General features: G+C 70.5%; 19 protein-coding genes and 1 tRNA gene. 9 read left to right on the top strand and 11 right to left on the bottom strand.

Going from position 1 to position 20341, the window contains the following annotated elements:
• Positions 1-9 precede the first annotated feature (9 nt).
• Both HNR13_RS04880 and HNR13_RS04875 read left to right on the top strand, forming a co-directional pair.
• Positions 10-1329, top strand: coding sequence for an LLM class flavin-dependent oxidoreductase (locus HNR13_RS04880; RefSeq protein WP_179604715.1), 1320 nt, complete (start codon positions 10-12; stop codon positions 1327-1329).
• Positions 1316-2335 carry a DMT family transporter gene (locus tag HNR13_RS04875; RefSeq protein ID WP_179604714.1) on the top strand — a complete coding sequence of 340 codons (1020 nt, stop codon included), beginning with the start codon at positions 1316-1318 and terminating at the stop codon, positions 2333-2335. The genes HNR13_RS04880 and HNR13_RS04875 overlap by 14 nt, the downstream gene beginning before the upstream one ends.
• Here HNR13_RS04875 and HNR13_RS04870 read toward each other — a convergent pair.
• The 3 genes from HNR13_RS04870 to HNR13_RS04860 are packed head-to-tail and all read right to left on the bottom strand — an operon-like array spanning position 2269 to position 5953.
• Positions 2269-3594: an LLM class flavin-dependent oxidoreductase gene (locus tag HNR13_RS04870; protein ID WP_179604713.1), complete on the bottom strand. Its 1326-nt coding sequence runs from the start codon at positions 3592-3594 to the stop codon at positions 2269-2271. The genes HNR13_RS04875 and HNR13_RS04870 overlap by 67 nt on opposite strands.
• On the bottom strand, positions 3591-4925 hold the full coding sequence (locus tag HNR13_RS04865; protein ID WP_179604712.1) for an LLM class flavin-dependent oxidoreductase: 1335 nt from the start codon (positions 4923-4925) through the stop codon (positions 3591-3593). Before HNR13_RS04865 ends, HNR13_RS04870 begins: the two co-directional genes overlap by 4 nt.
• On the bottom strand, positions 4922-5953 hold the full coding sequence (locus tag HNR13_RS04860; protein ID WP_179604711.1) for an LLM class flavin-dependent oxidoreductase: 1032 nt from the start codon (positions 5951-5953) through the stop codon (positions 4922-4924). Before HNR13_RS04860 ends, HNR13_RS04865 begins: the two co-directional genes overlap by 4 nt.
• 144 nt (positions 5954-6097) lie before the next feature.
• Here HNR13_RS04860 and HNR13_RS04855 point away from each other — a divergent pair, with 144 nt between their 5' ends.
• Genes HNR13_RS04855 through HNR13_RS04835 form a run of 5 tightly spaced genes read left to right on the top strand, consistent with a single transcriptional unit; the run spans position 6098 to position 12037 of the window.
• Positions 6098-6892 carry a DUF427 domain-containing protein gene (locus HNR13_RS04855; RefSeq protein ID WP_179604710.1) on the top strand — a complete coding sequence of 265 codons (795 nt, stop codon included), beginning with the start codon at positions 6098-6100 and terminating at the stop codon, positions 6890-6892.
• Between the two features lie 53 nt (positions 6893-6945).
• The gene (locus HNR13_RS04850) at positions 6946-8493 is read left to right on the top strand and encodes an ABC transporter substrate-binding protein (RefSeq protein WP_179604709.1); all 1548 of its coding nucleotides are present in this window, start codon (positions 6946-6948) and stop codon (positions 8491-8493) included.
• A gap of 46 nt (positions 8494-8539) precedes the next feature.
• Positions 8540-9580, top strand: coding sequence for an ABC transporter permease (locus HNR13_RS04845; protein WP_343063462.1), 1041 nt, complete (start codon positions 8540-8542; stop codon positions 9578-9580).
• A 1-nt stretch (position 9581) separates the two neighbouring features.
• A complete protein-coding gene (locus HNR13_RS04840) occupies positions 9582-10514 on the top strand; it encodes an ABC transporter permease (protein ID WP_179604708.1) in 933 nt (310 codons plus the stop codon).
• Positions 10511-12037: an ATP-binding cassette domain-containing protein gene (locus tag HNR13_RS04835; protein WP_179604707.1), complete on the top strand. Its 1527-nt coding sequence runs from the start codon at positions 10511-10513 to the stop codon at positions 12035-12037. Before HNR13_RS04840 ends, HNR13_RS04835 begins: the two co-directional genes overlap by 4 nt.
• Before the next feature lie 35 nt (positions 12038-12072).
• Here the strand turns inward: HNR13_RS04835 and HNR13_RS04830 are convergent, their stop codons facing one another.
• Positions 12073-13059 carry a zinc-dependent alcohol dehydrogenase family protein gene (locus HNR13_RS04830; RefSeq protein ID WP_179604706.1) on the bottom strand — a complete coding sequence of 329 codons (987 nt, stop codon included), beginning with the start codon at positions 13057-13059 and terminating at the stop codon, positions 12073-12075.
• 83 nt (positions 13060-13142) lie between these two features.
• Between HNR13_RS04830 and HNR13_RS04825 the strand changes: the two genes are divergently transcribed.
• Positions 13143-13505, top strand: coding sequence for a winged helix-turn-helix transcriptional regulator (locus HNR13_RS04825; protein WP_179604705.1), 363 nt, complete (start codon positions 13143-13145; stop codon positions 13503-13505).
• 113 nt (positions 13506-13618) lie between these two features.
• On the opposite strand, the gene HNR13_RS04820 is transcribed toward HNR13_RS04825, so the two are convergent.
• From HNR13_RS04820 to HNR13_RS04810, 3 genes are all read right to left on the bottom strand, one after another.
• Positions 13619-14716 carry an FAD-dependent oxidoreductase gene (locus tag HNR13_RS04820; RefSeq protein WP_179604704.1) on the bottom strand — a complete coding sequence of 366 codons (1098 nt, stop codon included), beginning with the start codon at positions 14714-14716 and terminating at the stop codon, positions 13619-13621.
• Positions 14713-15225, bottom strand: coding sequence for a GNAT family N-acetyltransferase (locus HNR13_RS04815; protein ID WP_179604703.1), 513 nt, complete (start codon positions 15223-15225; stop codon positions 14713-14715). Before HNR13_RS04815 ends, HNR13_RS04820 begins: the two co-directional genes overlap by 4 nt.
• Positions 15226-15400: 175 nt before the next feature.
• Positions 15401-15490 (bottom strand) — tRNA-Ser (locus tag HNR13_RS04810).
• 104 nt (positions 15491-15594) lie between these two features.
• On the opposite strand from HNR13_RS04810, the gene HNR13_RS04805 reads away from it, so the two are divergent.
• Positions 15595-16362 carry an SGNH/GDSL hydrolase family protein gene (locus tag HNR13_RS04805; RefSeq protein ID WP_179604702.1) on the top strand — a complete coding sequence of 256 codons (768 nt, stop codon included), beginning with the start codon at positions 15595-15597 and terminating at the stop codon, positions 16360-16362.
• Here the strand turns inward: HNR13_RS04805 and HNR13_RS04800 are convergent.
• From HNR13_RS04800 to HNR13_RS04785, 4 genes are all read right to left on the bottom strand, one after another.
• On the bottom strand, positions 16359-17300 hold the full coding sequence (locus tag HNR13_RS04800; protein ID WP_179604701.1) for an alpha/beta fold hydrolase: 942 nt from the start codon (positions 17298-17300) through the stop codon (positions 16359-16361). The two genes, HNR13_RS04805 and HNR13_RS04800, sit on opposite strands and share 4 nt — an antisense overlap.
• Before the next feature lie 288 nt (positions 17301-17588).
• Positions 17589-18950 (bottom strand): DNA repair protein RadA, encoded by a 1362-nt coding sequence (gene radA, locus HNR13_RS04795; protein WP_179604700.1) that lies wholly within the window; start codon positions 18948-18950, stop codon positions 17589-17591.
• A gap of 126 nt (positions 18951-19076) precedes the next feature.
• A complete protein-coding gene (locus tag HNR13_RS04790) occupies positions 19077-19718 on the bottom strand; it encodes a hypothetical protein (protein WP_179604699.1) in 642 nt (213 codons plus the stop codon).
• Between the two features lie 45 nt (positions 19719-19763).
• A complete protein-coding gene (locus HNR13_RS04785; RefSeq protein WP_179604698.1) occupies positions 19764-20279 on the bottom strand; it encodes an amino-acid N-acetyltransferase in 516 nt (171 codons plus the stop codon).
• Positions 20280-20341: the final 62 nt, after the last annotated feature.

The raw sequence follows: 20341 nt of genomic DNA, 5'->3' as shown, positions 1-20341 counted from the left end.
GGGGGACGCATGGCCAGGCTGCAGCACTTCGGCTGGTTCTTCGCCCGCGGGTTCGGCCCGCAGGGCTGGGGGCATCCGTACTACGAGTGGAACTACGACTGGACCAAGCCGCGCCTCTACCAGCACGCCGCGCGCGAGCTGGAGCAGGCAGGGCTCGACCTCGTGATCATCGAGGACGCCCTCTCGATCGGATTCCCGGAGACGATCGACCTGCGCGTGCGGGAGGCCTACGGAGGCCCCAAGCACGACCCGCTCATCCTGTCGCCCTACCTGCTCGACGCGACACAGTACCTCGGCGTCGCGCCCACCATCAACGCGGGCGCCTACCCGCCCTATGTCGCCGCGCGGCAGTTCGCCACCCTCCACCATCTCAGCGACCATCGCCTCGGCATCAACGTCGTCACCGACGTCGGCAGCGCTCGCCACCTCGGGCTCCCGCCGCTGCCCCACGACGCCGCGTACGACCGCGCCGAGGAGTGGCTCGGCGTCATCCGCCGGCTCTGGCACAGCTGGGACGACGACGCGCTCATCGCCGACCCGCGCACCCATCACTACGCCGACGGGTCGAAGATCCGCGCCTTCGAGCACGAGGGCGAGTACTTCCGCGTGACCGGGCCGCTCAACGCGGTCCCGTTCACGCGCGGTGACCCGGCGATCGTCTCCCCCGGCGGTTCGCCGCGCGGCATCGCGTTCGCCGGAGCGCACTCCGACGTGCAGCTCGCTCTCGCACCGCTCGACGCCGAGAGCGTCCGCGCCTACCGGCAGAAAGTGCGCCAGGCAGCGGTCGACGCCGGTCGCGATCCCGACGCGATCAAGGTGCTCTTCGTCTTCAAGCCGGAGATCGTCGCGAGCGACGAGGAGGCCGACCGCGTCGTCGAGGCATCGAAGCACCCGACGGACGAGGAGCTCTACCGCGTGCTCGCCGGCCAGTCCAGCGACCTCGAGACCGACCTGAACGCCCTCTCGCTCGACGAGCCGTTCGACGCGTCGATCTTCGGCGACCACGTCTCGCTGGGCAGTATCAAGGGGCTCTTCGGCAAGGAGGGTGTGCGGGAGGGCGTCACCCTCCGCGACCTCATCACCCCGAAGACGGTCAAGGGCCGGATCACGGACCGTGAGGGCTTCGTGGGCACGGCGGAGCAGATCGCCGACTTCATCGAGGAGCTCGGCGAGGAGGCCGACAACGACGGCCTGATCTTCTCCGGCGACCTGCACCCGGTCACACTGCACCGCAACCTCGACGAACTGGTCCCGATCCTGCGCCGCCGCGGAGTGCTGCGGACGGAGTTCGGCAACGGAGGCATCCGGGCGAACCTTGCGGACTTCTGACGCGCTCGCGGTCCGCGGCCGCACCGGCTTGGCCGCCGCGCTCGGCGCCGCGATCGCGTTCAGCACCAGCGGCATCCTGCTCAAGCCGCTGCTCGACGCCGGCTGGTCGCCTGCGGCAGCGGTGGCCGTGCGCGTCGCACTCGGCGGCCTGGTGCTCGCACCGGCGGCCCTGGTCGCACTGCGCGGAAGCCTGCGACCGTTGCTGCGGTCGTGGCGGCTGGTGCTCGGTTACGGGCTGATCGCCGTCGCCGGCACGCAAGTGCTGTACTTCGCGGCGATCCAGCGCCTCCCGATCGCCGTCGCGCTGCTGGTGCAGTACTCGGCCCCCGTGATGATCGCCGTGCTGGGCTGGGCGACGCGGCGCGTGCCCGTGCGTCCGATCGTCGTCGCCGGCGTCGTGCTCAGCGTCATGGGGCTGGTGCTCATCGTCGGCGTCGACGGGATCGGCCAGGCCGGCGACGGGCTCGACACCGCGGGAATCGCGCTCGCCCTCGCGGCCGCCGTGTGCCTCGCGGGCTACTACCTGCTCTCCGCGCTTCCGACGCCCGGACTGCCCCCGCTCGCCCTGGTGAGCTCCGGCCTGGTCGTCGGCGCGGTCGCCACCGTGGGCGTCGGCCTCACCGGCATGCTCCCGCTCACTGTCTCGACCGACCCGGTCGAGCTCGGTGGTGCGACGCTGCCCTGGTGGGTGCCCATGCTCGTCGTCGCCCTGGTCGCCACGGCCGCGGCGTACTCGCTGAGCATCGCCGGGTCGCGCCGTCTCGGATCGCGCATCGCGTCGTTCGCCGGCCTCACCGAAGTGGTGTCGGCCGTGTTTCTCGCGTGGCTCCTGCTCGGCGAGCAGCCGGATGCGCGCCAGCTCGTCGGCGGTGCGTGCATCCTCGCCGGCGTCGTGCTCGTCCGCCTCGAACGCCCGACCGACACCGCCGCGGCGGACCGTCAGGCTGGAACGACGCGCGCCGGCCTCTCCAGCCCCAGCCGGTCGCGCAGGGTGCCCGGAGCGTAGGACTCCGGGGTCAGGCCGCGGCGCTGCAGTTCCGGAGTGACCAGCTCGACGAACCGGTCGAGGCTGTACGGGAGTGTCAGCGACTGCACGATGAAGCCGTCGGCCGCGCGCGTTTCCACCCGCTCCTCGATCGTGTCGGCGACCTCGGCCGCGGTGCCGACCACGATCCCCTCGCGGAACGAGCGGGCGTACACCTGTCGCGGCGTCGCCGGGTGGTCCCCGGTGCGCAGCGCGTCTGCCCTGCGGTTCGGCGAACGTGACTCGTTCGACGTGTCGGTGTCCGGCTCGAACTCGAACGGCTCGTCGGCCGACCGCCCGGTGAGATCCTGGCCGATCGAGTGCGAGACGTCCTCCACGATCAGCGCATCCGGTGTCGACGCGAGCAGCTGCTCGGCGAGATCCTCCGCCTCGCTCCGCGTGCTCCCGACCACGGGCTGCAGCGTCGGGAGGATGTGGAACGCCTCCGGATCCCGACCGGCGTCCTCCACCTGCTGCTTGAGCCCGGCGTAGAACGCCTGCGCCTCGGCCAACGGGCGGTAACCGGCGAACACGGCGTCGGCAGTGCGGGCAGCCAGCTGCTGGCCGGCGGGGGAGCCGCCCGCCTGGAACTGAACAGGATAGCCCTGCGGCGGGCGGGCGATGTTGAGCGGCCCCCTCACCCGGAAGAACTCGCCGCGATGGTCAGCCGTGTGGAGCCGGCTGCGGTCGGCGAAGATACCGCTCTGCCGGTCGGCGGGGAAGGCGTCGTCATCCCAGCTGTCCCACAGCTCTTCGACGGTGCGGACGAACTCCTCGCCTCGCTCATAGCGGCGGGAGTGATCGAGGTGGTGATCGCCGCCGAAGTTGCGGGCCTCTTCGTCGTAGCGCGACGTGACCAGGTTCCACGCTGCACGTCCTCTGCTGAGGTGGTCGAGCGACGCCAGTGAGCGCGCCACGTGGTACGGCTCGTTGTAGGTCGTGGAGATGGTCGCCGCGAGACCGATGTGCGAGGTGTGGACGGCGAGCGCCGACAGCAGGGTCAGCGGTTCGAGCCGCAGCTGCCCGTAGTGGTCGACGCCCGACGGGTGACGATCCCAGAAGTAGAGGCCGTCGGCGAGGAAGATCGTGTCGAACACCCCGCGCTCGGCCGTCTGGGCGAAGTGCTTGTAGTGCCCGATCGTGAGGTGCCGGTCGGGCCGCGCGGTCTCATGGCGCCATCCCGTGACGTGGGCTCCGCCGGGGTGGAAGGCGAACGCGCCGAGGTGGATGCGGCGGGTCATGCGGCATACCTGCTTCCGGGTCGTGCGAGCCCGAGGTGCTCGCGGAGGGTGTCGCCCGCGTACTCGGCCGGATACACACCCCGGTCGGTGAGCCGCGGCACGATCTCGGTGACGAAGTCGGTGAGGGTGTCCGGGAGCGTCGGGAACATCAGGATGAACCCGTCGGCGGCGCGCTCCTCGTAGGCGGTGGCGAGCTGGTCGGCCAGCGAGTCCGGCGTCCCGAGCACGAAACGGCGGCGCAGCACCGTGCGGCACAGCTCCCGGAGGGTGTAGTCGCGCTCACCCAGGAGGGCGATGATCGAGGCGTAGAGCGACTTCGACTGGTTGAACCCGGCGACGTCCGGGTCGAACTCGAACTTCTCGTCGAGCTCGCGCGCTCCGAGGTCTTCGCCGAGCCAGTGCGACAGCAGATCGAGCGCGACCTGCTCCGGTGTGAGCTCTTCGATGAGTCGCAGCTTCTCCTCCGCCTCGGCGAGGGTGCGGCCGATCACGGGCTGCAGCGCGGGGAGGACCTTCACCGCCTCCGGGTCTCGGCCGCTGCGGCGGGCCCGGAGCTTGTAGTCGCGGTAGAGCCGCTGGGCCGCGGCGAGGTCGTCGGAGCCGAGGGTGAACACCGCGTCGGCGGTGCGTCCTGCCAGCGCACGGCCGGCCTCCGACGCGCCCGCCTGGAACAGGGGCGGATGGCCCTGCGGCGGTCGGGGGATGTTCAGCGGGCCGCGGACCGACAGGAATTCGCCCTGGTGGTCGAGGACGTGCACCTTCTCGCGGTCGGCGAAGAACCCCGACGCCTTGTCGTAGCGCAGCGCGTCGTCGTCCCAGCTGTCCCAGAGTCCCTGGACCACCTCCACGAACTCCTCGCCACGGCGATAGCGCACGGCATGATCGAGGTTCGCCTCCTTGCCGAAGTTGCGCGCCTCCTCGTCGCTCGCGCTCGTGACCAGGTTCCAGGCCGCCCGGCCTTCGCTGAGGTAGTCGAGCGAAGCGAGCTTGCGGGCGACGTGGTAGGGCTCGTTGTAGGTCGTCGAGACCGTCGCCGCCAGGCCGATCTTCGTCGTCAGCTGCGAGAGGGCGGAGAGCAGCGTGAGCGGCTCGGGCCGGATGTTGACACCGTGGTCGATCCCCGAGTCGTAGCGATCCCACACGTAGAGCTCGTCTGCGATGAATACGGTGGCGAACCGGCCGTCCTCCGCCGTCCGGGCGAACTCGGCATAGTAGTCGAGGTCGAGGTACCGGTCGGGCTCCGCGGCCGGCGATCGCCACCCGGTGATGTGCTCCCCACCGGGATAGAACAGCCCGGCTCCCAAGACGATCGGGTGCCGCTGCGCGCTCATCGTCCGACCCCCGCGAGCAGGGGCGACGTCCAGCCGAGGGCCGGCGCGATCTCCGCCGTGAACTGCTCCAGAGCGTCATGGCGCCGCGCGAAGCCGTCGTACACGAGCTCGAGCTGCACCTGGAGGTGCGTGGTGAAGCGGAACGCGGGCTGCGACGCGATCGACTCCACGATGTCGTCGGTCGTGCCGTAGTGCAGGCCGACCGACGCCGCCTTCTCGGCGAGCGTGCTCGCCGGTGGCAGGAAGTCCTTGCCCCACGCCCACTTGCGCTCGATGCCCTCTCGAGCCGCGGCGAGAGCTTCCTCCCGGGTGCGCCCAGGAAGAACCAAGGTGGACAGCCCCAGCCGGGGTGCCGCTCCCGAGACGCGCAGCCCCTCCAGATAGGCGGCGGCCGTGACCTCGGCGGGGACGGTCTGCGTGGTGCCGACCAGGACTCCATAGCCGCGCTCTCCCGCGGCCCTGGCGCTCTCCGCGGTTAGCGTCGCCTCCCAAATGCGGTCGGGAAGAGACGGCGCTGTCGGGGCGAGAGTGTGACCGTCCGCAGTGACCGGCTTGCCGCGGAGGGCGTCCAGCAGCACGTCGAGCGCGTCGAGGAACGCCCGTCTGCGCTCCTCCCGGTCCTCCGGGAGCCGCCGGCCCAACGCCTCCGCGGCAGCGGGCGCTCCCGCGCCGTTCGCGACGCCGAGCTCGAGACGGCCACCGCTGATCGCGTCGAGGACGGCGGCGTCCTCTGCCACCCGGATCGGGTTCTCCAGTGGCAGGGTGATCGCCGCGGTGCCGAGCCGCAGCCGGGATGTCGTCGCGGCGAGAGCGGCCAGCAGGACGAACGGCGACGGAAGACCTCCGGATCGAGTACTCCCCGGGTTCCGGAAGTGGAACTGCCGGACCCAGGCGTAGCCGAACCCGGCCTCCTCGGCGTGTTCGAACAGGTGCAGGAATTCGCGGTACGACTCGGCCTCGGCGGCCTCTTCCGCGAAGTGCGCGAAGAGTCCGAGTTGCAGGGGCGCGTCGACGATCCGATCAGTCACCGGGGTCTCCGTTTCTCGTGAAGGCGGCCAATCTAGCCACGGCTCCCGGCGTCACGGGAGCCTCTATTGCGGGATATGTCAGAGATTTCGTTGTGTGTCGGCGAGGGTGGCGCGCCCGACGCGAACGACGTGAAGGTTCCACCCATGCCCACCGATCAGACCTGGCTCCCACCCGTGACCGCGAACCTCGTGCAGCGCTTCCCGGCCTACCCAGAGACCTGGAGCTTCCATCCCAGCGAGCGCTGGGTCCGCGGCTTCGCCGGGGATGTCGCCGTCGTCGACAGCCGGCGCCAGCTCCTCGTCTGGGAGCCTCGCCACAAGGTCCCCGAGTACGGATTCCCGCTCGCCGACGTCCGAACCGATCTGCTCGAGGAGACGGACGCGCCCGAGGGCGACCTCGGCTACTACCGTCCGCGACAGGCTCCCGCCCAGTGGTACGACCTGCGCGTCGGCGATCGGCTCATCCGGCACGCGGCCTGGAGCTGGGACGTTCCAGAGCTCGGCGGTTTCCTCGGGGTCAGCTGGTTCCCCGGAGTGCTCGACCGCTGGCTGGAGGAGGAGCAGCCGGTGTTCACGCACCCGCGCGACCAGTTCAGCAGGGTGGATGCGCTCCCCAGCAGCCGACGGGTCACCGTCTCGCGCGATGGAGTCGTCCTCGCCGACAGCGACGAGACCGTCATCGTGTACGAGACCGGGCTCCTCCCCCGCTACTACTTCCCGCCGGAGCATGTGAATTTCTCGGCGCTGAAGACGAGCAGCACAGAGACCTCCTGCCCGTACAAGGGGCACACCACGCAGTACTGGAGCCTCGCCGACGGAACTCTCGACGACGTCGCCTGGTCGTACGGCAACCCCAAGGACGATGTCGCCGCGATCGCCGGACGCGTCGCCTTCTACACAGAACGCCTCGACCTGACGGTCGACGGCGGACCTCACTGACCGCACCACCCGCACCACGCCACAGCCCGAACGCTCACAGCCAGGAGACCCGAATGACCATCCGAACGTCCCCGCGACGACGTGCGGCCGCACTCGCCGCCACTCTCGCCTCTGCAGCCCTGCTCCTCGCCGGCTGCGCCACCTCCGGAGGCGCGACACCGACATCCTCGAGCAGCGCGAGCGGCGTCTACCGCATCCCGATCACCGATCCGGGCGGCGACATCGATCCGCTCACCGCAGCCGACTACAACGCCATGCTCCTGACCGGCCTCGCCTCCGAAGGCCTGATCAGCCTCGACGCGAAGGGCGACCTCGTGCCACGGCTGGCCACCTCATGGAAGCCGTCGGCGGACGGTCTCACCTGGACGGTCGCGCTGAGGAAGGGCGCCGACTTCAACGACGGGAAGCCCGTCACCGCGAAAGACGTCGTCGCCACCTTCGACGCCATCACCGCCAAGGACAGCAAGTCGCCGGGCAAGAGCTCGTTCGACGGCATCCTCTCGTCCGTGGCGGCGGGGAACGACGACCAGAGCGTCGTCTTCACGCTGGCACGCCCGTTCTCCGACTTCCCCCGTCTGCTGACGGGCGCGAACACCGCCATCCTGCCCGCCGGCTACACGCCGGGCGACTGGCTCAAGCACCCGATCGGCGCCGGCCAGTTCGTCCTGGACAAGTTCACTCCCGGCCAGGGGGCGACGTTCTCGAAGAACCTCAAGTACTGGGACGCCAAGGACATCACGATCTCCGGCGTCGAGCTCAAGGTCTATGCCGACACCCAGGCCGAGTTGCTCGCGTTCCAGGCCGGCGAGATCGACCGCATCGACCAGTCGAGCGAGGTCGCCGCAGCGGTGAAGGCCTCCGACTACAACGAGGTCAGCTCCGGCTACAACAAGTTCGACGGCATCTTCCTCAACGTCACTGCGGCGCCGTTCGACGACCCGAAGGTTCGCCAGGCCGTCGCCTGGGCGATCGACCGGCCCGGCCTGGTGAAGAACGTCTACGGCGGCAACGCCGTCGTGGCGAACGATACGACCTACTTCCCGGACTACCCGATCCAGCCCCAGGGACTGGACCAGCGTCAGAAGGACACTGCCAAGGTGGCCGAACTCCTCGGCGGCAAGACGGTCTCGTTCGACATCACCACCGACAACAAGCTCTACGGCGAGGTGCTGCAGCAGCAGCTCAACGCGGTGACGGGCTTCAAAGTCGGCCTCAAGGTGCTCACGAGCGAGCAGTACTACGCCGACGGCGCGAACTCGCCGTGGCTGAACGCGCCGCTGACCATCACCAACTGGGCGGTGCGCGCCCCGTCGCAGTACATCTCGCTCATCTTCACCGCGGGGGCGGCGTGGAACGCGTCTCACTACTCCAACCCGCAGCTGGAGGCCACCTCGGCCGCCTACGACAAGGCGACCGACAAGACCGAGCGCCAGAAGCTCGTCAACGAGATCGCCGCCACCCAGTGGAAGGACCTCGCCGTGATCGTGCCCACGTTCGCCAAGGCCAAGGTCCTGCAGAACAAGCGGGTGCACGGCCAGTTCCCCGGAGCGCTGGACTTCTACACCGGCTACTCCTTCAAGGGCATCACGATCACCGGCTGACCCGGCCGCGATCCCACCACGACCGAATCCCACCAGGAGCCGACCCGTGACGACCACCAGCCCCCGCCTCCGCGACGCCGATCCGTCGCGCGGGCGGGGGCTGCGTGCGCTCGCGCCGCGCCACCTCGCGCTCACCCGGCTCGCCGGCCGGCGGCTCGTGCAGATCCCGCTCGTGCTGCTCGTGGTCTCGGTGCTGGTGTTCTGGCTCGTCCAGGTCGTCCCCGGCGACCCGGGGAGGAACGCTCTCGGCCCGTACGCCACCGCCACGCAGGTGGCCGCGTGGAACAACGCGCACGGACTCGACGGCAGCATCGTCGAACGGTACCTGCACTGGCTCGGCGGATTCGTCACGGGCGACTGGGGCGTCAGCCTCATCTACGCGCAGCCCGCGTCCGAGCTCATCCTCGGCCGCCTCGGCAACTCGCTGCTGCTGGGCCTCTATGCCTTCGTGATCGTCGTGCCGGTGGCGATCGCCCTCGGCGCGGTACAGGCGTACCGGGAGGGCAGACGGACCGATCGACTCATCACCGTGGTGCTCATGTCGCTGTCCGCTGTGCCCGAGTTTGTGATCGGCGTCGTCTTCCTGATCGTCTTCTCGGTGTGGCTCGGCTGGGTGCCGGTCAGCTCGGCCGCGGATGCGACCTCCGCCGATCCACTGCTGCACCTGCGGGCCATGACCCTGCCGGCGATCACGCTGGCGCTCGGGTACCTGGCCGTTCTCGTGCGGATGGTCCGCACCGGAACGCTCGAGACGCTGACCTCGCAGTACCACCGTACGGCGGTGCTCAAAGGGCTGCCCCCCTCGCAGGTGGTGCGATCGCACGTCGCCCGCAACGCACTGATCCCCACGATCTCGCTCCTCGGCATCTACCTGGGCACCCTGCTCGGCGGCAGCGCCATCGTCGAATCCCTGTTCGGCTACCCCGGGCTCGGGGCACTGCTCGTCACCGCGACGCAGAAGAAGGACATCGTTCTCCTGGAGGCCGGGGTGATGGTTACCGGAGTCGTCTCCCTGCTGGCACTCCTGCTCACCGATCTGGTCTTCGCGCTCGTCGACCCGCGGATCCGCTTCGATGCGAAGGACTGAGATGGCGATCGACGACGTGGGCCTGGCGGGCACTGAAGCGCTCGAGGCGACCTCCACGACCCGGACATCGCCCGGCGAACCGCCGGAGGCCGCCGGGCCGGCGGATCCCCGTCCCGCGGCACGGCACCGAGTCGCGCTCCAGCTGCTGCGGCGCCCGACGTTCGTGCTCAGCGCGCTCGTCGTGCTGTTCTGGATCGTCGCCGCCGTCGGCTGGCGGTGGTTCGGCCTCCACCCGTTCGCCGACACCGGTCAGCACCTGGCGCCTCCCTCGGCCGCGCACTGGTTCGGCACCGACGACATCGGCCGTGACGTGTTCGCGCGCGTTCTGGCCGGAGCCGAGCCCGCGCTGGCCATCGGGCCGGCCGGAACCATCCTCGCGACCGTGCTCGGAAGCACGCTCGGACTCATCGCCGGCTACCACCGCGGCTGGGTCGACACGGCGTTCATGCGGGCCTTCGACGTCTTCCTGGCACTGCCGACACTCATCTTCATCCTCGTGATCGTCGGAGCCTTCGGCGCGAGCGTCCCGACTCTGATTCTCACGGTCGGCCTCGTCTTCGCCCCGGGTATCGCGCGAATCATTCGCGCGGCGGTGCTGACCGAGATGGGAAAGCAGTACGTCACGACCGCGAAACTGCAGCGGGAGTCCACCGTGCGCATCCTGTTCCGCGAGCTGCTGCCGAACATCTTCCCGACCATCCTCATCCAGGCCACGCTCAGCCTCGCCGCGGCGATCTTCATCTCGTCGTCGCTGTCGTTCCTGGGCCTCGCCTCCGCCCCGCCGTCGCCGGACTGGGGGCTCGCGATCAGTGACAACCGCGCGTATCTGCAGAGTGCGGGCTGGACCGTGCTGTTCCCGGCCGCCGCGATCGCGTCCCTGGTCGTGGCCGTGCACCTGATCGCCGACAACCTCAAGGAGGTGCTCGACCGATGAGCGACCCCATCGTCGACGTGACGAACCTGAACATCGACTACCGGATCGGTGGTGCGACGCGCCGGGTGGTCTCCGGCGTCGACCTGACCATCCACGCGGGCGAGTCGTACGGGCTCGTGGGCGAATCGGGCTCGGGGAAGAGCACCATCGCCCTGGCCCTCACCCGTTATCTGCCCGCCAACGCGACCATCACCGCCGATCGGCTCATCGTCGACGACCACAACGTGCCGGCACTCGACGTCGCCGAGCTTCGCCGGTACCGCGCGGGATCCGTCGGAGTCGTCTACCAGGAGCCAGGGCTCGCACTGAACCCCACCTCCAGCATCGGAGCCCAGCTCGCCGAGGTGTACCGCATCGCGGGCTCGTCCCGCTCGGCCGCCTGGGCTGCCGCCGCCGACGCGGCGGCGAGCGTCGACCTTCCCGAACCGGACGCCATCCTGCGCCGCTATCCGCACGAGCTGTCCGGGGGCCAACAGCAGCGCGCGGTCATCGCCATGGCGCTCGCCACCGATCCGCGACTGCTGATCCTCGATGAGCCGACCACCGGTCTCGACAGCAAGGTGGAGGCCGGGATCCTCGACCTCATCGAGCGGCTACGGAGGGAGCGCAGGTTCGCAACGCTGCTCATCAGCCACAATCTGCCGCTGGTGGCGACGCACTGCGATAGCGTGGCCGTCCTCCGTCAGGGAACCGTGGTCGAGCGCGCCGAAGCGCGCCGGCTGCTGACCCGGCCGACCCACCCGTACTCCCGCGAGCTCGTGGCAGCCCTCCCCTCGCTCGACGGCCGGCCAGGGCGCGAACGGCAGGAGTCACGGACGCTGCTGGACCTCCGGTCGGTCACCAAGGACTTCGGCCGCAAGCGCGCACTCGACGGAGTCTCCCTGACCGTCGCCGCAGGAGAGACGCTCGGCGTCGTCGGCGAATCGGGCAGCGGCAAGTCGACGCTCGGCCGCATCGCCGCCGGGCTCACCTCGCACGGCGGCACGCGCGAACTGCACGGCCCCGCGGGACGCATCCACGTTCAGATGGTCTTCCAGAACCCCGACGCCTCCCTCAACCCCCGCCGCACCGTCCGTCAGGTCCTGACCCGATCCATCCGACTGCTCGGCGGCGACTGGGAGTCCCGGACGCTCGCCGACGCGGTCGGCCTGCCCAGCGACGTACTCGACAAGCTGCCCCGAGAGCTGTCAGGTGGTCAGAAGCAGCGCGTGGCCATCGCCCGCGCGTTCGCGGGTCCCGTGCCTCTCGTGGTGTGCGACGAAGTCACATCGGCACTGGACGTCTCGGTCCAGGCGCACATCCTCGACCTGCTGGCCGAGCTCAAAGACCGCACGGGTGTGGCGTACCTCTTCATCAGCCACGACCTCGCGGTCGTCCGCTCACTAGCAGACCGCATCATCGTGCTCAAGGACGGACGCATCGTGGAGGAGGGGCGACCCGACGACCTCTTCACCTCCCCACGCGAGGAGTACACCCGAGAGCTCGTGGGCGCCGCGACCGCACTGCGCGCCGCGCTCCGCTGAACGCGGCAGCGGGACCTGAGCGTTCGGATCGAGGCTCAGCCGGCCGCGACGACGATCTTGCGCCCGCCGTTCTCGCCGCTCTCGAAACGTTCGTGCGCCTCCGCGATCCGCTCCAGCGGGACCACGGTGTCGAGGGCCGGGCGGAACGTGCCGGCCCGAACACCGGCGTTCAGGGAGGTCTCCATGCGGGCGACGACGTCGGCATCCGAAAGGAAGTCGAATCCCCGGTAGTTCGCGACCCGCACGGTCGGATCCCCGACCACGGGCGTCGGTCGGTTGTCCAGGAAGCCCGCCGCGACGAGTGTCCCGGAGGGACGAAGCGCCCGGATGAGATCCCTCTGTCCCGGTCCCCGAACCAGATCCAGTGCCATGTCAGCTCCCGCGCCGCGGGTGATCTCCCGAACGGCGCCGACGAGATCGTCGTGGTCCGTGGCAACGACTTCGGCCGCCCCGGCCGCTCGCAGCTCCGCGCGCCGGGCCGAACGGCGGGTGACCGCGATCGGCACGGCGCCGATGCGGTTCGCGAGCTGGATCGCCGCCCGCCCGACGCTCCCCGATGCGCCAGAGATCACCACCCGGTCCCCCGGCCGCATCCCCGCGACTTCCACCAGCGCACCGAACGCCGTCGAGAAGGCCACCCAGACGGCCGCAGCCTCCGGAACAGTGAGTCCGGCGGGACGAGGGATGACGGAGGTCGCAGCAATCGTGATGCGATCCGCATAACTGCCCCGGAGGTGCGCATCAGGGATGGCCGTGACAATCACCGCGTCGCTCACCGAGACACCTCCGACTCCGTCTCCGACCGCCTCCACGATCCCCGTCGCCTCCACACCCAACCGGGCGCCCGGAAGGGGCACCGGCGCCGGCGACGTTCCGGCGCGCATCATCGCATCGATCGGATTGACCGCGGTCGCCTCGATCCTCACCCTGACGTCCCCCGGAGACGGTTCCGGCGCCTCCTCCTCCACCACCTGCAAAACCTCCGGCCCTCCGAACCGGTCGAAGACGACGACGCGCGACATGTGAACTCCTCTCCCGCCAGGACGTGCCCCCAGCCGTCTTCCACACTACGAACGCGACGGTTACCGAGAGGTAACGTGGGGCCATGCTCGATCAGGCCGGCTCCGTGTTCCTCGCCGATTGCCCCACGCGGCTGGCCATCGAGATACTGTCCGATAAATGGGCCGTACTCGTACTCCACGCGCTGCGCGACCGACCGCGCAGACACACCGAACTCATCGAGCTGATCGGCGGGGTCTCACGCAAGGTCCTCACCCAGACAGTGCGACGACTCCAGAGCTATGGACTCGTCGAGCGCGTGCCCCTGAACGGTCGGCACGTGGACTACACCCTCACCGAACTCGGTCGCACCCTGGACGAACCGATCGAAGCACTCACCCGATGGGCACGCGAATACGGCCCGGCGATCACCGACTTCCAAGAAGCGGCTCCCCGAGGACCCGAGTGAAGCTGTTGGCCGGGTGCGGAGAGACGCCGCCCGGTCGAAACCCGTCGCGTACGACCGAGCCTCGGCGCGGGACCCACCGACGCGCTACCGCAGATCGGCTCAGTGGAAACATGTCACCTCGAGGCGAGTGCCGCGAGCGTCCGCCCGATCACGGGCGTGAACTTGAAGCCGTGTCCGGAGAAGCCGGCGCCCACGACCACCGGCCCCGTGCGGTCGAGCACGAAGCGGGCGTCGACGGTCGAGGTGTAGGTGCACGTGATCTCGGTGAACGCCGTGGCATCCACGCCGGGAAGCCACTCCTGTGCGTACCGGACGAGCGCCGCGGTCCGCGCGGGGTCGGGAACGTAGCTGCGGCGGTCGGGATCGACTTGGGGTCCGGCCGCGTGCCAGCCGGCCTTGACTCCCTCTCCCGGGGTCAGCATGCCGTACACCGGGGCGGGGAACCAGGCCGTCGCGGGGTCGTCGCCAGCGGGATGGTGGTTGAACCCGGGCCAGGATGCCGAAGCATCGCGGGGGCGGAAGTGCGCGGGCTGCTCCTGCGTCACCCGCAGCGCGGGGAGAGTCACCCCCTTCACCCCGGCGAGCGCCTTCACGGTCCACGCGCCGGCCGTGCAGACGAGTCGTCGCGCGTGGACCCGATGACTCCCGTCCGAATCCGTCACGGTGAAGCGCACGTCGTCGTCACCGTGTATCTCGATATCCGCGACCGCCGTACGCCAGACCAGTTCCGCTCCGGATGCCGCGGCTCCGCTCAGGAACGCTCGGACGGAGGCGTCGGCGTGCAGGCGGCCGGCACCGGGGTTGTGGAGCACCGGACCATCGAAACGGAGGCCCGGCCAGCGTGCCTCGGCGGCGGAGGCGTCGAGCAGTTCCGCCTCGAAACCGCCCTCGGAAATCGCGACCCGCGCGGCCTCGAGATCCCGGCCCCGCCCGTGCGTGACGATGCCGGTCGGCTCCAAGAGCGCGACCTGCGACTCCGCCTCCAGCTCGCCCCAGAGCACTCGGGCGTCACGGAGCCAGGCGAGATACTCGGGCTCGGTGTATGCGACGTTGAAGTTGCGGGAGGCGCCATGCGAGGCGCCCCGAGCGTGGCCCGGCTCGAACTGCTCGAACACCGCGACATCGCGACCACCCCGCGCGAGGTGCCACGCCGTGGCCGCCCCCATCGCGCCGGCGCCGACCACAGCGACGTCGACGGTCCGCGCGCTCATCCGGCGACCGTGACGAGCGTCTTAGCGAAGCAGCGCGATGCGCTGAAACGCACGTACGGCGGGAAGATCGGAATCGCCCGGTAGCCGATGCGCTCGTAGAGCGCGATCGCCTCGGGTTGGCGGTCGCCGGTCTGCAGGATGAGCCGGCTTGCGCCGCGCACGGCTGCGAGCCGCTCCAGCTCGGCCATGAGCGTCCGACTCGCTCCGCGCCCGCGCGCGCGAGGATCGACGTAGACGCGCTTGACCTCGAGCTCGTCGCCGAGGGCGCGGAGGGCCGCGTGCCCGACCGCCTCGCCCGCGTCGTCGAGCACAAGGACGACCTCGACGATCGTCGACGGGTCCACGGCGAAGTCCTCTGTGAGAGCCGCTGCGGTCTCGTCATCGAACGCGGCAAAGGTCTCGGCGTAACGGGGGCCGATCTCGGCATCCATCGCAGCGCGCAATCCGACCGCCCGCTCGTCGGCCCAGTCGACCTTCTCGATCCTCCACACGCTGCGCGCCTCCGTCATGCTGCCCAGTATCGTCACCGAGACAGTGATGTCCTTCACGACGTGACAGCGCATTACGCGCGAGCGGCCCCCATCGTGCGGGGCGGCATGCAGTCAACATGTAATCAGACGAACGTTCGTCTCCAAGAAAAACGCCCCGGATCCCTGTGTTTCAAGGGATTCCGGGGCGTCTGCGTGGCGGTACCGGTGGGATTTGAACCCACGGTGGGCTTTCACCCACACAACTTTTCGAGAGTTGCACCTTCGGCCGCTCGGACACGGTACCGCGGACGAGTTTACTGGAAGCGCGCGAGCACCGCGAATCGGAGGCCGTGGCCGGGCGCGTCCCGTGTCCACGGTTGTCGCAGGAGCGCGTTGTACGCTGCCGGGATGGGGTACCTGAAGCCGTCGCTCTGGGTGGGGGGCGGCGCTGTCGTCGCCGCCGCCGGCGCGCTCGCCGGGCGCGCGTGGGTGCGGCGGCAGCGCGCCTCGATCGTCGCGGGGAAGGAACGGATCAACCAGACCCTGCCCGTCCACTCCGCGTGGTGGCGCGACCACGCCAAGGCCGAGGGCGAGATCCTCTACGTCGCCATCGGGGACAGCGCCGCGCAGGGGATCGGCGCCACCGCGCCGCGCAACAGCTACGTCGGCGTGATCGCCGACCACATCCGCTCGGCGACCGGGCGGAGCGTGCGGGTCGTCAACCTGTCCGTGTCCGGGGCGACCGTCGCGCTGGCCGTCGCCGACCAGCTGCCGCGGCTCGCCGACCTGCGGCCCGACATCGTCACCGTGTCCATCGGCGCCAACGACATCGGGGACTTCGACGCCGAGCGGTTCCGGGAGGGCATCGCGCGCGTGCTCGCTGCGCTGCCGGCCGACGCGATCGTGGCAGACCTGCCCTGCTTCTACCTGCCGCGCAACGAGCGCAAAGTGGCCGTCGCGAACGGGATCCTGCGAGCCGCGGCCGCCGAGCGCGGGCTCACGGTCGCGCCGCTCCACGAGGCGATGCGGCGGGAAGGCTGGCGCGGGATGCTGCACCAGTTCGCCGACGACTGGTTCCACCCCAACGACCACGGCTACCGGGTGTGGGCGTCCGCGTTCCTCCCCGCCGTCATCGAGCGGGCGAACGCGAAGTTCCCGCGGCGGACCGCCGCCTAGTTCCCCGAGTCGTGCAGCGGCTCGGGGTGCGGGGCCAGGAACGACAGCACCCGCTCCCACGCCGGTGCGATGACGAGGTGGCCGACCCCCGGGAACATCTCCATGCGGGAGTCCGGGAGGACCCGCTCATACCAGGCGGCGTGCGGGTGGCCGGCGATCGGGTCCGCCTCGCCGCCGATGATGAGCGTCTTCGCCCGCACCGCCGACGGGTCGAAGCCCCACGGGCGGGCGGTGTAGCTGAGGATGTCGGCCGCGACGCCGCCGGGACCCTGGCGGTAGGCGTCCTTCAGCATCCGGCCGAGCCGGTCCTCCAGGCCGCGGCGGGCGAGCACCTGGGCGTCCACCGGTCCGACGCCGAGCGCGTCGAGGGGGACGCCGCTCTCCAGGTCGGCGGCCCGCATCGCGTCGGACTGGCCCTGGAGCATGGCCGACAGCCGGCTCCGCGCCTCGTCGGGCGAGAGGCGGCCCAGCTCGTCGGACTGCTTCTGCAGTTCCGGCGGGATCCACGGCACGTACTCGTTCGGGGCGGGCGTCGCCACCACCGCGACGCGGTCGACGAGCTCGGGATGCCGCGCGGCGAAGGCCAGGGCCACCCGGCCGCCGGCCGACCAGCCGGCGATGCCGATCGTCGGGGGCCGGTTCACCCCGATCGGAGACTCCAGCCGCTTCATCTCGCGGATGTACTCGGCGATGTCGTCGGCGGCGCCCACGATGCTCGGCCAGGAGCCGGCCGGCCACGGGTCGCTGGAGCCGTAGCCCGGCCGATCCAGCGACACGATGTGAACGCCGCGGTTCGCCGACGCGTCGGGGTCGGGGTCGAAGACCGAGGAGCCCGGAGCCGGATGGCAGAACACGATGACACGTTCGGCGACCGGGTCGCCCAGCGTGGTCACGCCGACACGTCGGCCCGAACGGAGGGTGAACGTCAGGTTGGCCATGCGGCCCATTGTGCTCCGCACCCCCGACGGCGAGAACCCCGGGATCGTGCGGGCGGCAACGGAGGAGATCCGGTCCGACACACCGCGCGACGGCGGCCGGCGGAGGAGTTGCGGCCCGTAGGCCACGCGATCTCCTCCGTTAGGCGCTGTGGACAACGTGCGCGAAAGACTCCGGAGGGTGGGCAGCGGAGGAACGGGGCAGCGTGCGACGGGCGATCTCCTCCGTTGACTGCGATCCGAAGGGCGAAGCGGACGGGTCTCCTCCGCGAGCAGCGTCAGCGCCCGACGTCAGAACGCCGCGTCGAGTTCGCGCTCGCGCGGCGTGGCCGCGGCGGAGAAGGCCACCCGCAGCGCCTCGCGGACGGTCGCGCTCCGTTCGTCGATCCGGGTCGCGAAGCCCAGGCGCGAGGCCTCGGTCGCCCGCTGCTTGCCGCTCGTCACGGGGCGGATCTCGCCGGCCAGACTGATCTCGCCGAACGCCGCGAGCGTGTGCGGGATGGCCCGGTCGGTCGCGGCGGAGGCCACGGCCAGCGCGATGGCGAGGTCGGCTCCGGGCTCGGCCAGCCGGACGCCGCCGACCGTGGACACGTAGACATCCTTGTCGCCGAGCCGGATGCCGGCGCGGCGCTCCAGGACCGCGAGCAGCATGGCGACCCGGGAGGAGTCGACGCCGTTGGTCACGCGGCGCGGGTTGGGGGCCGTGGTCGCCACGACGAGCGCCTGGACCTCCACCGGCAGCGGGCGGCGGCCCTCCATCGCGACGGTGACGCACGTGCCGGACACCGGGGTGGTCGTGCGGCTGAGGAAGAGGCCGCTCGGGTCGGGGACCTCGGCGATGCCGTCGCCGGCCATCTCGAAGCAGCCGACCTCGTCGGTCGGGCCGAACCGGTTCTTGAGGGCACGCACGAACCGCAGCGAGGTCTGGCGGTCGCCCTCGAACTGGCAGACCACGTCCACCAGGTGCTCGAGCAGCCGCGGCCCGGCGATCGAGCCGTCCTTGGTGACGTGCCCGACGATCAGCACCGGGAGATCGCGCTCCTTGGCCACCCGGATCAGCGTGCTGGCGACCTCGCGGACCTGGCTCGGGCCGCCGGCGATGCCCTCCGTCGACCCGCTCGACACGGTCTGCACCGAGTCCACGATGACGAGCGACGGCCGCACGGCGTCGATCTGCCCGACGATGGTCGCCAGGTCCGTCTCGGATGCCAGGAACAGCTGGTCGTGCAGCGCCCCGGTGCGCTCGGCGCGCATCCGCACCTGGCTCACCGACTCCTCGGCGCTCACATACAGCACCGGCCGGCCCTCGGCGGCGGCACGGGAGGCCACCTCCAGCAGCAGCGTGGACTTGCCGACGCCCGGCTCACCGCTCAGCAGGATGGCCGCACCCGGCACGATCCCGCCGCCGAGCACGCGGTCGAACTCGCCGATCCCGCTCGCGCGGCGCTCCGCCGCCTCCGTGCCGATCGACGTGATCGCGCGCGCGGCCCGGTCAGCGCCGACGACGACCGGCTTCAACGCTCGCAGCACGCCCGTGGGCGCCGACGCCTCCGTGACCGTGCCCCACTCCTGGCACTCGCCGCACCGACCCGCCCACTTGACCGTCGTCCAGCCGCACTCGGTGCAGCGATACGTCACAGCGGCTTTTGCCACGGAACCTCCTCAGTCGCGCTCCACACTACGGTCGGCCACCGTCATCGGCGGGAGGATCGCGGAAGTCGTGGAGGAGTCGGCTCCCCACCCGACCTGTGGAGGAGAACCGACACCAACAGAACAGCGTCAGCGCAGCGCGAACTGCTTCGTCGTGGCCGAGGTGATCCCCGCCACCGACACCTGCAGGTGGTACGACGCGCCGCCGGCCGGGACCTGCGCCCGCTGCGCCTGGCAGGTCGAGGGGTCGGAGCGGGTGCGGTCCCAGGTGATCGGCGTCTGCGACGAGATGGTCTTGCCCGGCTGCAGCAGCACCTGGGCGTCGACCTTCGAGCTCTGGCAGTCGGTCGACTTCCAGTAGACCTCGGAGCCGCTGGTGATCGTGAACACCTGCTGGGCGGTCCCGGCGTCGATGACGCAGGCGTTCGACCCCGTGTTGGTGAGGGCCACCGAGAGCTGCGGCAGTTGGCCCGCGGCGTAGTTGTCGGCGTCGGTCACGGCCTCCACCTTGACGTCGGCGGGCTTGCACGGCTGGCCGCTCGCGCTGGCGCTGGAGGTCGGGATGCTCGTCGACGCGGCGCGCGCGGCCGTCGGCGCGGGGGTATTCGTCGTGACGGGAGCCTTGGCGGGCTCCCCGCTCGACGCGCCGGGACGGACCACGATCAGGACGATGACCACCACGACCGCGATGAGGCCGATCAGGACGATGAGCCGACGGCGCCAATACACGCCGCTCGGCTGCGGGCCGACTGGATGCTTGAACGTCGACATGCCCGAAGGTTAGCGCCGACCCGCGACACGCCGACGCAGGCGCGCTCAGAGGTGCTTCAACATGCGCGTGTTTCCCAGGGTGTTGGGCTTCACGCGGGCCAGGTCGAGGAACTCGGCGACACCCTCGTCGCGGGAGCGGACGAGCTCGGCATAGAGGGCGGGATCCACAGTCTCCGAGCCCATGTCCTCGAACCCGTTGCGCTCGAAGAAGCCGACCTCGAAGGTCAGGCAGAACAGCCGGCTGAGGCCGAGGTCCCTGGCATCGTCCTCCAGCCGGGCCAGCAGGGCACGGCCGACACCGCGCCCGAGCCAGGGGTCCGCGACCGCGAGCGTGCGCACCTCGGCGAGGTCGCTCCACATGACGTGGAGGGCGCCGCAGCCGATCAGCTGGCCGTCCTCGGTCTCGGCGACGCGGAACTCCTGCACCGACTCGTAGAAGGTCACCGCCTCCTTGCCGAGCAGGATGCGTCGCTGGACGAGCGGCTCCACGAGCTCCTGGATGCCGGGCACGTCGCTGGTCCGCGCCCTCCGAACCACATACGCGCTGCCCTCAGAACTCACCCCACAACCCTACCGACCCCTCCCCCCGCACGAAAAAACCGCCGAGTACGCAGATTGTCTGC

The organism is Leifsonia shinshuensis (genome assembly GCF_013410375.1).
GTDB lineage: Bacteria > Actinomycetota > Actinomycetes > Actinomycetales > Microbacteriaceae > Leifsonia > Leifsonia shinshuensis.
This window is presented reverse-complemented; position numbering and strand designations above follow the sequence as displayed.

Bases quoted from the DNA above. Each gene is read 5' to 3' on its own strand.
- HNR13_RS04880 (WP_179604715.1), top strand. From the start codon at position 10: ATGGCCAGGCTGCAGCACTTCGGCTGGTTCTTCGCCCGCGGGTTCGGC.
- HNR13_RS04870 (WP_179604713.1), bottom strand. From the start codon at position 3,594: ATGACCCGCCGCATCCACCTCGGCGCGTTCGCCTTCCACCCCGGCGGA.
- HNR13_RS04865 (WP_179604712.1), bottom strand. From the start codon at position 4,925: ATGAGCGCGCAGCGGCACCCGATCGTCTTGGGAGCCGGGCTGTTCTAT.
- HNR13_RS04855 (WP_179604710.1), top strand. From the start codon at position 6,098: ATGCCCACCGATCAGACCTGGCTCCCACCCGTGACCGCGAACCTCGTG.
- HNR13_RS04850 (WP_179604709.1), top strand. From the start codon at position 6,946: ATGACCATCCGAACGTCCCCGCGACGACGTGCGGCCGCACTCGCCGCC.
- HNR13_RS04840 (WP_179604708.1), top strand. From the start codon at position 9,582: ATGGCGATCGACGACGTGGGCCTGGCGGGCACTGAAGCGCTCGAGGCG.
- HNR13_RS04835 (WP_179604707.1), top strand. From the start codon at position 10,511: ATGAGCGACCCCATCGTCGACGTGACGAACCTGAACATCGACTACCGG.
- HNR13_RS04830 (WP_179604706.1), bottom strand. From the start codon at position 13,059: ATGTCGCGCGTCGTCGTCTTCGACCGGTTCGGAGGGCCGGAGGTTTTG.
- HNR13_RS04825 (WP_179604705.1), top strand. From the start codon at position 13,143: ATGCTCGATCAGGCCGGCTCCGTGTTCCTCGCCGATTGCCCCACGCGG.
- HNR13_RS04820 (WP_179604704.1), bottom strand. From the start codon at position 14,716: ATGAGCGCGCGGACCGTCGACGTCGCTGTGGTCGGCGCCGGCGCGATG.
- HNR13_RS04815 (WP_179604703.1), bottom strand. From the start codon at position 15,225: ATGACGGAGGCGCGCAGCGTGTGGAGGATCGAGAAGGTCGACTGGGCC.
- HNR13_RS04805 (WP_179604702.1), top strand. From the start codon at position 15,595: ATGGGGTACCTGAAGCCGTCGCTCTGGGTGGGGGGCGGCGCTGTCGTC.
- HNR13_RS04800 (WP_179604701.1), bottom strand. From the start codon at position 17,300: ATGGCCAACCTGACGTTCACCCTCCGTTCGGGCCGACGTGTCGGCGTG.
- HNR13_RS04790 (WP_179604699.1), bottom strand. From the start codon at position 19,718: ATGTCGACGTTCAAGCATCCAGTCGGCCCGCAGCCGAGCGGCGTGTAT.